Here is a 12,454-nt window from a genome sequence, read left to right on the forward strand (position 1 = left end):
TCTTGCCACCCAGTTGAAATCGCTTACAACATGCGGACCGGCCCCGTCCGGCTCCGTAGACTCTCCGGAACACAGCATGGCTCCCCGCATCGTCCTCCTGCACGCGACGCCGGTCGCCATGGCGCCGATCCAGGCCGCCTTCGCCGAGCGCTGGCCGGAGGCCGAGACCGTCAACCTGCTCGACGACGGCCTGTCCCTCGATCGGGCGAGGGAGCCGGGCGCGATCTCGGAGACGATGATCGAGCGCTTCGTGCGGTTCGGCCGCTACGGCCACGACATGGGCGCCGACGGCATCCTGATCACCTGCTCGGCCTTCGGTCCGGCCATCGACCGGCTGATCGAGACCGTACCGGTCCCGGTGCTCAAGCCCAACGAGGCGATGTTCCGCGCGGCGATCGCGCAGGGCGCGCGCATCGGCATGCTGGCGACCTTCGGGCCCTCGGTCGGCACGATGACGGACGAGTTCGAGGAGTTCGTCGCCGAGTCCGGGCGCCCGGCGAGTCTGCGGACGGTCCTGGTGGACGACGCGATGGCGCGGCTGCGCGCCGGCGACGCCGAGACCCACAACCGGCTGATCGCCGAGCGGGCGCCGGACCTGCGCGACTGCGACGCGATCATGCTCGCGCATTTCTCCACCTCGCGCGCGGCCGAGGCCGTGCGGAAGGCCGTCGACGTCCCGGTTCTGACCGCGCCCCACGCGGCGGTGGACCGGATGCGGGCGATGATCGAGACCGGCGGGAGCGCCTGACCCATGAAGCTCGGTGCCTACAAGGATCGTCTCAGCGGCCATTGCGGCTTCCTGTTCACGGAGCTGCCGCTGGCCGAGCGCTTCGCGGCCGCGGCCCGTGCCGGGTTCCGCGCGGTCGAGCATCCCAACCTGTTCGCGACGCCGGCTCGGGAGGTCGCGGGCTGGCTGGAGCGGGCGGGCGTGCCGCTGGTCCAGACCGGCTTCCCGGCGGGGGACGCCGCCAAGGGCGAGAAGGGCTTCGCGGCGCTGCCCGACCGGATCGATTACTTCCGCTCCACGATCGAGCCGACCCTGGACTACGTCGCGCAGCTCGGCTGCCGGATGGTCCACCCGATGGCGGGCGTCCGGCCCGCGGGAGTCGAGCGGGCGCGGCTCTGGGACACCTATCTCGACAACCTCGCCTTCGCAGCCGACGCCGCCGGCGCGCGCGGCATGACGGTGATCGTCGAGCCGATCGGTCCCGGTTCGATCACCGACTACGCGATCGACGACCCGCTGCTGGCGGTCGAGGCGATCCGGGCGATCGGCCGCGACAACGTCAAGCTGCTGTTCGACGCCTATCACTGCGTGTGCCTCGGCCATGACCCGGCGGCGCTGATCCGCGCGCACGCGCCGCTCATCGCCCATGTCCAGATCGCCGACGATCCCGGGCGGCACGAGCCGGGGACCGGCACGATCGCCTTCGACCCGATCTTCGCCGCCCTGGAGGAGGTCGGCTATTCCGGCTTCGTCGGCTGCGAGTACCATCCCGCGGCCGGCACCGAGGCAGGGCTCGGCTGGATGCGGGCGGCAGCGGCGTAGCGCCGGGGCCTCAGAACCGGGCGGCGACGCCGCCGATGATCGTGCGGGGCTGCCCCGGCGTCGCGTAGCGGTTCTGGAACGCGCGGTCGTAGAACGTCGCGTCGAACACGTTGTCGACGTTGAGGTAGATCCGCACGCCCGGCGCGATCTGGTAGTACGAGATCAGGTTGACCAGCGTGTATTGCGGCAGGTTGAAGGTCGCGAGCGCCGTCCCCGCGGCGCGCCGGCCGACGAAGTCGAGGCCGCCGCCCAGGCCGAGCCCCTTCAGGTCGCCGCTCTGGAACTCGTAGACGGTCTGGAACGCGAGGCTGTTGGCGGGCACGTTGGCGATGCGCGTGCCGACCGGCAGGGTGTTGTCGCGGGCGACGGCCGCGTCGACGCGCGTGTAGGTCCCGATCACGCGCCAGCCCGGGGCCAGGTAGCCGGCGGCGGTCAGGTCGAAGCCGCGGCTGCGCACCGTGCCGGTGGCCACGCTGAAGTTCGGGTCGACCGGATCGGTGCTCAGGACGTTGGAGCGCCGGATCTCGAACAGGGCGGCGGTGGCGTCGAGGCGCCCGTCGAGCAGGCTGACCTTCGCGCCGGCCTCGTAGCCCTCACCCTCCTCGAACGCGAAGGGCCGGCCGCTGCGATCCGTGCCGATATTGGGCCGGAACGAGCGCGCGTAGTTGCCGTAGAGCGCGACCGTGTCGGTCAGGTCGTAGAGCAGGCCGAAGCGCGGCGTCGCAACCAGACCCTGGAGGCTGGTGGTGCTCTTCGTGAGGTTGTTCGTCGAGACCAGCCCGAGGTCCTCGACCCGGACACCCAGGAGGGCGTGGAGGCGGGGCGTGAGGTCGATCTGGTCCTGCACGTAGCCGGCGTAGCTCTCGGTCTTCTGCAGGAAGTTCGTGACCTGCGCGGTGATCGGCGGCAGCGGCTGGCCGTAGCGCGGCGCCAGCAGGTCGAGGAGGAACGGGTTCGTCGCCACGTTCGAGCGGTTGAACACCTCCCGGTAGCGGTAGCTGTCGTATTCCAGCCCGAGCAGGAGCGTGTGGCGGAACGGGCCGGTCTCGAACTTGCCCGCGAGATTCGCCTGCAGGTCGAGGTCGGACCACGTCAGGTCCCGCCATTCCAGGGTCCGCCGCTGGGTCCGGCCATCCGGCAGCAGGCCGATGGCGCCGACCCCGTAGCCCGACAGGTTCCCGCCGAGAACCTGGGCACCGACGTTCAGCACCCAGTCCTGGTCGAACCGGTGCTCGACGCGCAGCTGGCCGAGGGCGTTGTCGACATGGGCCGGCGGCAGGCCCGGCTCGCCGATGAAGCGGCTGCGCGGCAGGGCGCGCACGTTGCCCCCCAGCGGGACGATGCCGCGGTCGAAGGTCTGCGCCGTGCTGACGAAGTCGCCCTCCAGGGTGACGGTCGTGTCCGTCGTCGGCTTCCAGGCGATGACCGGGGCGAGGGCGTAGCGGTCGCTGGTGACGAAGTCCCGGAAGCTGCCGTTGTCCTCGACAGCGCCGGTGACGCGGGCCAGCACCTGCCCGCTCTCATCGAGGGCGCCGGTGGCGTCGAAGGTGCTCCGCTTGGCGCCGAAGCTGCCGTACTGCGTGCCGACCGTGAGGGAGCGCGCCGCCAGCGGCTGCTTGGTCACGATGTTGAAGGTGCCGCCGGGATCGCCGCGACCGTACAGGAAGGCCGAGGGGCCCTTGAGGACCTCGATGCGCTCGATGGAGACGATGTCGGGGCTGTTGGGGTAGCCGCGGTTGATCGGGAACCCGTTGCGGTAATACTCGCCGGTCGCCACGCCGCGGATCGTGAACTCGGTCAGGCCGAGACCGCCGAAATTGTTGCCGCGGCCGACGCCCGCGAGGTCGAGGGCGCTGTCGATCCGCGTCGCCGCCGCGTCCTCCAGCACCTCCTGCGGCACCGCCACGATGGTCTGCGGCACCTCGCGGACGGGCGTGTCGGTCCGCGTGGCGCTCACTGCCCGCGTGGCCCGGTAACCGTCGACGCGGGACGTCCCGTCGCCGGTCCCCGCCACCGACAGCTCCTCCAGCTGGACTTCCTGGGAACTGTCAATGGCAAGTTGAGCCCAGCCTGGAGACGGGAGCAATACCGGAGCGAGGAAGAGGGAGATTCTGGCTGCGCGCCCGGAAACGCCGCGCGAAGCCCGCGTGCAAGACCTTGCACAGTTACGCCGTACCACGATGTCGACCATTCTGTTTCGAGTGGCGCCAGATACGGTGCGGAAACATTCACGGTCAAGCTTGATCGCCGGCGGAGCCTCCAGACTAGATTTTGAATAACTACAATCTGATCGGGATCGACGGTGCGCCCGCACGAAGCGCGCGAAGACGCCGTCGTCGCCGGTTCGAGCGGTGAGGGAAGGGGAGGGTCGCTCCGGCGCACGGGCTCTCAACACGCCGGGTCGCGGGGCATCTGCACAGACGACGCCTCTCGCGTCGTCCGAGCGATCGTGACCGGTTCGCGCGCCGCCCAGAAAGGGCGGAGCGGGACCTGTTCCCGCTCAGGCGCCGCCGAGCAGCCGCGCCCGGCGCTCGAGGACCGTGGGCCAGACCTCGGGATTGACGAGCCGCGGCGGCGTCTCGCCCCGGAGCAGGCCGACGATCTGCTCGGCCCCCCAGGCGGCCACGTTGCGCCGCGCCTCGTGGGTGACGCCGGCGGTGTGGTAGGTCGCCACCACGGTGTCGAGCTGCAGCAGGGCCGCGTCGAGGCACGGCGGTTCCGGCGACCAGACATCGAGGCCCGCGCCGGCGAGATGGCCGGCGGTGAGCGCGGCGGCGAGCGCCGCCTCGTCGTGGACCCGGCCCCGGGCGGTGGTGATGAACAGCGCCCCCGGCTTCATCGCCGCGAAGGACGCGGCGTCGAAGCTGCCCCGGGTGGTGTCGTCGAGGGGGCAGTGAAGGGACACGATGTCGGACTCGGCGAGCAGCCGCGCCCGGTCCACCGGCTCCGCGCCGCGGGCCCGGATCTCCGCGTCCGGGAGGAGGGGATCGTGGGCGAGGACCCGCATGTCGAAGCCGCGGGCCAGCTTGGCGACCTCCCGGCCGGTATGACCGATCCCGATGAGGCCCAGGGTCGCGCCGCCGATCTCGTGGCCCATCAGCGATTCGCGGGTGAAGCCGCGCGCGGTCCGGAGCAGGCGGTCGGAGACGCAGATCTTGCGCGAGACGGCGAGCATCAGGCCGATCGCCAGTTCCGCCACCGAGCGGGCATTGCCGCCCACTTGGTTCACCACCGCGACGCCGGCCCGGGTGCAGGCGGCGGCGTCCACCGTGTCGAAGCCCGCCCCGGCCGACGAGACCGCGAGCAGATTCGGGCATTCGGCGAGCAGCGCGTCGGTCACGTGCCAGCGGCGCGGCAGCTCGTCCCGCGCCGGCGATACGTGGAGGACGTGGGCCCGCGCCAGCAGCGCCGCGAGCGCGTCCTCCGGTCCCTGCAGGTCGCCGACCTGCAGGTCGATGTCGGGCTCGGCCCCCAGGCGCGCGTCGAAGACCGGATTGATCCAGACGTTGAATCGGCAGACGCGCTTGGTGGCCGACACCCGGTTCAGCCCTTCACCACCGCGTCGATCGCGTCGATGACGTGGTCGATGTTGTGGGTGTTGACGGCGGCGACGCAGATCCGGCCCGTCTCCAGGGCGTAGACCTCGTGGTCCTCGCGCAGGCGGGTGGCCTCGGCGGGGCTCAGGCCCGTGTAGGAGAACATGCCCTTCTGCGCCTTGATGGCGTCGAAGCCGCGCTCCGGGTGACGCTGCTGCAGGCTGTCGGCCATCCGCTCGCGCATGGCGCGGATCCGGTCGCGCATCTCGCCGAGTTCCCGCTCCCAGTCGGCGCGCAGCTCCGGGTCGGTGAGCACGATCTCGACGATCGCCGCGCCGTGGGTGTGCGGGTTCGAGTAGCTCGCCCGCACCAGCCGCTTGGCGAAGGCCTCGACCTTGGCCTTCGCGGCCGGGTTCTCGGCCACGATGGTGAGCGCGCCGACGCGCTCGCCGTAGAGCGAGAACGACTTCGAGAACGAGGAGGCGACCAGGAATTCCTGGCCCGACTCGGCGAACAGGCGCACCGGCTCGGCGTCGGCGTCGAGGCCGTTGCCGAAGCCCTGGTAGGCGATGTCGAGGAACGGGATCAGGCCGCGCTCGGCCATCAGGGGCACGAGGTCCCGCCACTCGTCGAGGCCGAGATCGGCGCCGGTCGGGTTGTGGCAGCAGGCGTGCAGCACCACGATCGAGCCCTTCGGCAGATCCTGGAGATAGGCCTTCATGGCCGGGTAGTCGGCGCCGCCGGTCTCGGCCGAGAAGTAGGGATAGTCGACCACGGTGAAGCCGGCCTGGCTGAACAGCGCCTTGTGGTTCTCCCAGCTCGGGTTGCTCACCGCCACGGTGGCGTTCGGGTAGAGCTTGGCGAGCAGGTCGGCGCCGGTCTTCAGCGCGCCGGTGCCGCCGATGCTCTGGAGCGTCGCGGCCCGGTTCTGGGACAGGATCGGCGCGCCCTTGCCGAACAGGAGTTCCTGGACCGCGTCGCGGAACGGCTTGGTGCCCTCGATCGGCCGGTAGGTCTTCGGCAGGCCCTTCTCGATCCAGCGCTTCTCGGCGGTCTGCACGGCGCGCAGGCGCGGCACCTTGCCGTCCGCGTCCGTGTACACGCCGACCACGAGGTTGAGCTTCTTGGGGCTCGGGTCGGCGTTGAAGGCCTCGAACAGGCGCATGATCGGGTCGAGCGGCGCGTCCTGGATGCCGGCGAACAGCGAGGTCATGATCGTCAATCGTCCCAGAGGGTCTCGGCCGGCGACGCGCGGAGGGGCGCCGGCACGCCCGGCGACGGGCCGGGCCGACGCCCTTATTCCGCACATCGCGCTCGCCCGCCAGCGCTTCCGCGCGCATCAGCGTCCCGATCCGCTCAACGATCTGCGCGACGCTGCGCCCGACGATAGTCCGGGCGATCCGGGAGCGGCGCCCTTCCGGTCGGGGCGGAGACGGTCCTAGAGTGCCGCCATGATCCGTCGCCTCCTCCCGTTCCTCGCCCTTCTCCTCGCGGCCGCCCCGGCCGTCGCGCAGGCACCGGTGCGGATCGGCCTGTCGGCGCCGCTGACCGGTCCGGATTCCGCCTTCGGCCAGGGGCTCCGGCAGGGCGCCGAGCAGGCGGTGGCCGATCTCAACCGCGCCGCGGGCGGCCGCTCGCGCTGGGTCCTCGTCCCGGCCGACGACGGCGGCGAGGCCCGGCAGGCCGTCGCCGTCGCGAAGAAGTTCGCCGCCGACGGGGTGCGCCTCGTCGTCGGACCGCTTGAATCCGGGGCGGTCGCGGCCGCGGCGCCCGTCTACGAGGACGCGGGCGCAGTCATGGTCGCGCCGGGGGCGTCCTACGGGCCGCTGACCGGCCGGGGTCTGTGGAACCTGTTCCGCCTCGGACCGAGCGACGCCCAGCAGGGTCGGGCGGCCGGGGCCTACCTGGCGAAGGCCTTCGCGGGACGCCGGGTCGGGATCCTCAGCGACCGCTCGACCTTCGGCCGCGGCCTCGCCGACGCGGTGGCGGCGCGGCTGAAGGAGGCCGGCACGCCGGAGGTGCTGTTCGACGGCTTCCCCCGGGGCACCCGCGACCTCGCGGACCTCGTCGCGCGGCTGAAGGCGGCGCGCCCCGACGCGGTGTATTTCGGCGGCCTCGCGCCCGAGGCCGCGACCCTGCTCCGCGCCATGCGCGAGGCCGGCCTCGGCGCGACGCTGGTGGCGAGCGACGGCATCCTCGACCCCGCCTTCGCCGCGGTCGACGGGGACGGGGAGGGGACGGTCATGACCCTGGTTCCCGATCCGCCGCGCCTGCCCGAGATCCGCGGCGCTCGCCCGGTGCCGCGCTCGCCCGAGGCGGAGAGCGTCGCGGCCAACGCCTACGCGGCCGTGGAGCTCCTGGCGCAGGCGACCGAGCGCACCCGCGCCGCCGACCCGAGGACCGGCCGCATCGCGGACGGCCACAAGGTGGCCGAGGCCGTGCGGACGGGGCCGTCCCGGACGCTGCTCGGATCGGTGGCCTTCGACGCGCGGGGCGACCGCGCCGGAGCACCGATCGCCCTGCGGATCTGGCGCCGGACGCCGGACGGTCGCCTCGACTATGCCGGCAACGACGCCGAGCCCTGAGAGCCGGCAAATCGTGTCGATGACGGAACGTGTTCGGTGTCCGTGACTTGCGGCCGGTTCCCGCGGGGACTACATGCGGGCGGTGCTGCTGAGCTGGCGCGGGCGGTCCACCGGATCGGATCCGCGCCCTGCGGCGTTTCCCGAGCTCGATGACAGCCGAACACGCATTGCCGGAACGCCTGCTGCCGGACGGTCCGACTGGAGAAGGTGCATGGCGAAAGAAGAATTGATGCAGTTCGATGGTCTCGTGATCGAGATCCTGCCGGATGCGCGCTACCGCGTGCAGCTCGACCAGGGCCACGAGATCGTGGCCTACACGGCCGGCAAGATGAAGAAGAACCGCATCAAGACGCTGGCGGGCGACCGGGTGACGGTCGAGATGTCGCCCTACGACCTTGAGAAGGGCCGCCTCGTGTTCCGCCACAAGGACGAGCGCTCGTCCGGACCCCGCCCGCCGGTGCGCGGCGGTCAGTTCCGCCGCCGTTGACGACCGGGCGCGCGCGCCGGGCTTCCCCGGCCGCGCCCGCCTACCTGCTCTTGACCGTCACGGCGCTGCTCTGGGCCGGCAACGCCGTCACCAGCCGCTGGGCGCCCGGTCACGTGTCGCCCCAGGTCATCACGACGCTCCGATGGGCGGTCGCCTGCCTGGTGCTCATGCCCTTCGCCGCGCGCCGGCTCGCCGCCGCGTGGCCGCTCCTGCGGCCGCACTGGCTGCGCATCCTGCTGATGGGCGGCCTCGGCTACACGGCCTTCAACTGCCTGTTCTACGCGGCCGGTGTGCATACCGGCGCGATCAACCTCGCCCTGTTCCAGGGGGCGATCCCCGTGCTGGTGATCGTCCTGAACCGGCTCGCCTACCGGGTGCCGGTCACGCCGGGGCAGGTCCTGGGCGTGGCGCTGACCCTGGTCGGCGCCGGCCTCGCCGCCACGCACGGCGACCTGTCGGTGCTCACGACCCTCGCGTTCAACCGCGGCGACGTGCTCGTCTTCGGCGCCTGCCTGCTTTACGCGGGCTACACGATCTTCCTGCCGACGCGCCCGAAGGTGCCGGCCCTGGTGTTCTTCGCCGCGATGGCGGTCGCGGCCTTCGTCACCTCGCTGCCGCCGCTCGCCGTCGAGTGGGCGACGGGCCACGCCGTCTGGCCCAACCGCGAGGGCTGGCTGATGGTCGCCTTCGTGGGCCTCGGGCCGTCGCTGCTGGCGCAGCTCTTCTTCATGCGCGGCGTCGAGATCATCGGCCCGAACCGCGCCGGCCTGTTCGTCAACCTCGTGCCGATCTTCGGCGCGATCCTCGCCGTCCTGCTGGTCGGCGAGCCGTTCGGCGCGACGGAAGGGGTCGCCCTGGCCCTGGTGCTGGCCGGGATCGCCTGCGCCGAGCGCCTGAAACCGGCGCCCGCCGCAGAGGCGACTCCGGAAGCCGCCTACTCGCAGACGCGGACGCGGCGGATGTAGACGTCGCCGTAGGCATCGTAGGTCCGGCGGCGCTCGAAGTGGCAGACCGGGCCGTAATCCTCCTCGACGTAGACCGGCGGCGGGGCGCGGTAGACCGGGCGGCCCGGGTAGTAGCCGTTGTTGGCCGACGCGATGGCGCCGCCGACGGCCAGGCCGCCGAGCACGCCGAGGGCGGCCGCGCCGCCGGCGCCGATGCCGTCGCGGGCCTGGGCGGCCGGCGCGAGCGTGGCGAGGCTCCCGACGACAAGGCTCGTCGCGAGAAGGTACTTCATGACATCCCCCTGAAAGCAGGCGATTCGTGCCGATCAATCGGCACAGAGCTGCTAGCACACCCGAGCTTTGGGGCGTTTGTTCGGCCGCACGTGCCGGCTTGACGTGAGGTGCTCCGCCGCACCAAACCCGGGGGCGAGCCGGAGGGCGAGCGAGAGGAGCGGCGACCGTCATGGTGACACGGGGCTTCGTCGGACGCAGGCAGCCGCCCGAGACCGGCGCGCGCCTGCCGCCGGGTCAATATCTCACCGACGATTTCCCGATCCTCCAGATCGGCCCCAACCCGACCGTCGACATGGCGACGTGGCGGTTCACGCTGCGCGAGGGATCCCGGCCGATCAAGGCGTGGAGCTGGGCGGAGTTCGAGGCGCTGCCCCGCACCACCTGGCGCGGCGACATCCACTGCGTCACCAAGTGGTCGAAGTTCGACACGACCTGGGAGGGCGTCAGCTTCGACGACATCCTGGCCGATGCCGGGATCACGGCACCGACCGGCTACCTCCTGGCGGAATCCCACGACGACTACACCACGAATGTCCCGGTGGCCGACCTCGTGGGCGGTCGCGCCCTGGTGGCGACGCGCTACGAGGGTCAGCCGATCCATCCGGATCACGGCGGCCCGGCGCGGCTGTTCGTGCCGCACCTCTATTTCTGGAAGAGCGCCAAGTGGGTGAAGGGCCTGCGGTTCACTCAGACCGACACGGCCGGTTTCTGGGAATTGCGCGGCTACCACATGTACGGGGATCCCTGGCGTGAGCAGCGCTACATCGGTGACTGAGGCGGTTCCTGAGGTGGTGACTGACGCGGTGACGGACACAGTGACTGACCCGGCGTTCGAGCCCATCGTCTTCCGCTGGCACGAGGCGGAGATCACCGCGATCGCGCCGGTGACGCCGCACGTGAAGAGCGTCCGGCTGCGCTGCGGCCTCGCCGAGTCCTACCGGGCCGGGCAGCACGTCGATGTCCGGCTCACCGCCGAGGACGGCTACCAAGCGCAGCGGAGCTATTCCATCGCCTCGGCGCAGGACGGCAGCGGCACCCTGGAGCTGATGATCGAGGCCCTGCCGGACGGCGAGGTCTCGGGCTGGTTCTCGCACTGCGCCGAGGTCGGCGACCGGGTCGAGCTGCGCGGGCCGATCGGCGGATCGTTCTCCTGGGACGGGTCCGACGGCGGGCCGCTGCTCCTGGGCGGCGGCGGGTCCGGCGTGGTGCCGCTCCTGGCGATGCTGCGGCGGCGGGCGCAGCACTGGCGGGCGATCCCGGCGGCGCTGATCTACTCGGCCCGCACCCGCGCGGAGGCGATCGCGGTCGCCGAGCTGGAGCGGCTCGCCGAGACGGATCCCAACTTCTCCCTGCATCTCGCCACCACGCGCGAGCCCGGCGGCAAGCGGATCGACGCGCACCTCGTCGCCGACGCGCTGGCGCGGATCGGGGCGCCCGGGAAGGTGTTCCTCTGCGGCTCGAACCGGTTCGTGGCCGCGGCCTCGGACCTGATCCTGGCGCAGGGCGTCGCGCCGGGCCTGATCCGCACCGAGCGCTTCGGCGCCTGAACGAGGCCTGGCGCTTTCCGGTCGAGGATCTCGGCTCTGTCGTCGTTGCGAGCGAAGCGAAGCAATCCAGAGTGCGCCACATTCTCCAACGTCGCGCCGCCCCGGGTCGCTTCGCTGCGCTCGCGATGACGGAGCGGGTTGCGCCGACCGAAGCGTTCCGCCGGAAGCCGAATCAGGGGCTGAAGATCAGCACGAGGTAGACGAAGAACAGCACGAGGTGCACCGCGCCCTCCAGCACGGTGGTGCGCGAGCCCGAGAAGGTCTGGGCGCTGAGGATAAGCGTCACGGCCAGCAGGGTCATCTCGGTCGGATTGAGGCCGAGCACCACGGTCTGGCCGGTGAGCAGCCCGATGGTCAGGATCGCCGGCACGGTGAGGCCGACCGTGGAGGTGGCCGCCCCCAGGCACAGGTTGATCGCCCGCTGGAGCTCGTTGCGGGCCACCGCCTTGAGCGCCGAGATCCCCTCCGGCGTGAACACGATGGCGGCGATCAGCACGCCGCCCAGCGCCGTCGGCGCGCCGAGCGCCGCGATGCCGTGGTCGAGGATCACCGCGAGGCTCTTGGCCAGGATCACGATCGGCAGGACGTTGGCGAGCAGCAGGCCGACATGCTTGGCGACGCTGCCGCCCGAGACCGGATCCGCGCCGTGCGGCGGCTCCGTCGCCTCGGGGATCTCCGCGTCGATGAAGAACTCGCTGTGGCGCCCGGTCTGGATGAGCAGGAACACGCCGTAGAGGGCGAGGGTGAACACCGAGAACGTGACCGCCTGAAGCGTCGTCAGGGTCCCGTCGCTGGTGGAACTGGTGAAGTTCGGGATGATCAGCGCGATCGTGGTGAGCGGGATGATCACCGCCATGAAGGCCGAGGCACCCTGGAGGTTGTACCGCTGCTGGTGGTGGCGCAGGCCGCCGACCAGGAGGCCCAGCCCGACGACGCCGTTCAGCACGATCATCAGCACCGCGAACATCGTGTCGCGACCGAGGGTCGGCGCGTCCTTGGCCGACAGCATCACGGCGGAGATCAGCGCCACCTCGATGATGACGATCGCCAGCGTCAGGACCAGCGTCCCGAGGGGCTCGCCGAGGCGGTGTGCCAGTTCTTCGGCCTCGTGCACCACGCCGAAGGCGGCCCAGACGATCACGGCGAGCAGCCACGCGAACAGGCCCCCCGCGAACAGCGGCTGAGACAGGTCCCCGAGCCAGTCCTTGCCGAACCACGTGAAGGCGAGAACCGTCGCCCAGGCTACCGCCACCCGCAGGGCTGCCATCATGATGAACGTGTACTCCGCTCGGTTCGCGTCGGGCCTCGACGTGCGCGATTCACGGGAGCCTTAGCAGGTCGTCGGACCAGTGTCGGCGTCGACGGCCGATCGGCCGCGGGTCCATTCGCGCGCCGATGAGGCGGGCCGGATCCCGGATCGAGCGCGCGCAACCGCCCCATGCTGCGACGGGAGTGGTCAGTCGGCCCGGTTGGCGTTACCTTCCCGGCACCCGAATAAAGTCCGGCGCCTGA

12 protein-coding genes are annotated in these 12,454 nt (G+C 71.5%); 7 read left to right on the forward strand and 5 right to left on the reverse strand.

From position 1 onward, the window contains the following. Nucleotides 1–76 precede the first annotated feature (76 nt). Together C4T42_RS13635 and C4T42_RS13640 are read left to right on the forward strand one after the other, a co-directional pair. Nucleotides 77–748 carry an aspartate/glutamate racemase family protein gene (locus tag C4T42_RS13635; RefSeq protein ID WP_020093015.1) on the forward strand — a complete coding sequence of 224 codons (672 nt, stop codon included), beginning with the start codon at nt 77–79 and terminating at the stop codon, nt 746–748. Between the two features lie 3 nt (nt 749–751). Beyond that, nucleotides 752–1,549, forward strand: a complete 798-nt coding sequence (locus tag C4T42_RS13640; protein WP_020093016.1) for a TIM barrel protein — start codon at nt 752–754, stop codon at nt 1,547–1,549. A gap of 10 nt (nt 1,550–1,559) precedes the next feature. Here C4T42_RS13640 and C4T42_RS13645 read toward each other — a convergent pair whose 3' ends face one another. From C4T42_RS13645 to C4T42_RS13655, 3 genes are all read right to left on the reverse strand, one after another. Further along, entirely contained in the window at nt 1,560–3,563 is a 2,004-nt protein-coding gene (locus C4T42_RS13645; protein ID WP_103985223.1) for a TonB-dependent siderophore receptor, read from the reverse strand. A 486-nt stretch (nt 3,564–4,049) separates the two neighbouring features. Then, nucleotides 4,050–5,087, reverse strand: coding sequence for an NAD(P)-dependent oxidoreductase (locus tag C4T42_RS13650; protein WP_020093018.1), 1,038 nt, complete (start codon nt 5,085–5,087; stop codon nt 4,050–4,052). A gap of 5 nt (nt 5,088–5,092) precedes the next feature. After that, the gene (locus C4T42_RS13655) at nt 5,093–6,298 is read right to left on the reverse strand and encodes an amino acid aminotransferase (RefSeq protein ID WP_020093019.1); all 1,206 of its coding nucleotides are present in this window, start codon (nt 6,296–6,298) and stop codon (nt 5,093–5,095) included. A gap of 238 nt (nt 6,299–6,536) precedes the next feature. On the opposite strand from C4T42_RS13655, the gene C4T42_RS13660 reads away from it, so the two are divergent. The 3 genes from C4T42_RS13660 to C4T42_RS13670 all read left to right on the forward strand — a co-directional run bounded on the left by C4T42_RS13660 (nt 6,537) and on the right by C4T42_RS13670 (nt 9,122). Then, on the forward strand, nt 6,537–7,670 hold the full coding sequence (locus tag C4T42_RS13660; protein WP_103985224.1) for a branched-chain amino acid ABC transporter substrate-binding protein: 1,134 nt from the start codon (nt 6,537–6,539) through the stop codon (nt 7,668–7,670). 211 nt (nt 7,671–7,881) lie between these two features. After that, the gene (infA, locus tag C4T42_RS13665; protein ID WP_012320343.1) at nt 7,882–8,157 is read left to right on the forward strand and encodes a translation initiation factor IF-1; all 276 of its coding nucleotides are present in this window, start codon (nt 7,882–7,884) and stop codon (nt 8,155–8,157) included. Then, the gene (locus C4T42_RS13670; protein WP_020093022.1) at nt 8,154–9,122 is read left to right on the forward strand and encodes a DMT family transporter; all 969 of its coding nucleotides are present in this window, start codon (nt 8,154–8,156) and stop codon (nt 9,120–9,122) included. Before infA ends, C4T42_RS13670 begins: the two co-directional genes overlap by 4 nt. On the opposite strand, the gene C4T42_RS13675 is transcribed toward C4T42_RS13670, so the two are convergent. Further along, entirely contained in the window at nt 9,092–9,394 is a 303-nt protein-coding gene (locus C4T42_RS13675) for a hypothetical protein (RefSeq protein ID WP_012320341.1), read from the reverse strand. The two genes, C4T42_RS13670 and C4T42_RS13675, sit on opposite strands and share 31 nt — an antisense overlap. Before the next feature lie 170 nt (nt 9,395–9,564). Here C4T42_RS13675 and C4T42_RS13680 point away from each other — a divergent pair, with 170 nt between their 5' ends. Then, a complete protein-coding gene (locus C4T42_RS13680) occupies nt 9,565–10,170 on the forward strand; it encodes a sulfite oxidase-like oxidoreductase (RefSeq protein ID WP_020093023.1) in 606 nt (201 codons plus the stop codon). Nucleotides 10,171–10,198: 28 nt separating this feature from the next. Then, nucleotides 10,199–10,942: an FAD-binding oxidoreductase gene (locus C4T42_RS13685; protein WP_234081186.1), complete on the forward strand. Its 744-nt coding sequence runs from the start codon at nt 10,199–10,201 to the stop codon at nt 10,940–10,942. A 172-nt stretch (nt 10,943–11,114) separates the two neighbouring features. Here the strand turns inward: C4T42_RS13685 and C4T42_RS13690 are convergent, their stop codons facing one another. Continuing rightward, complete coding sequence (locus C4T42_RS13690; RefSeq protein WP_103985225.1) at nt 11,115–12,212, reverse strand: calcium:proton antiporter; 1,098 nt, start codon at nt 12,210–12,212, stop codon at nt 11,115–11,117. Nucleotides 12,213–12,454: the final 242 nt, after the last annotated feature.

Source organism: Methylobacterium sp. 190mf (assembly GCF_900107945.1).
Classification (GTDB): domain Bacteria; phylum Pseudomonadota; class Alphaproteobacteria; order Rhizobiales; family Beijerinckiaceae; genus Methylobacterium.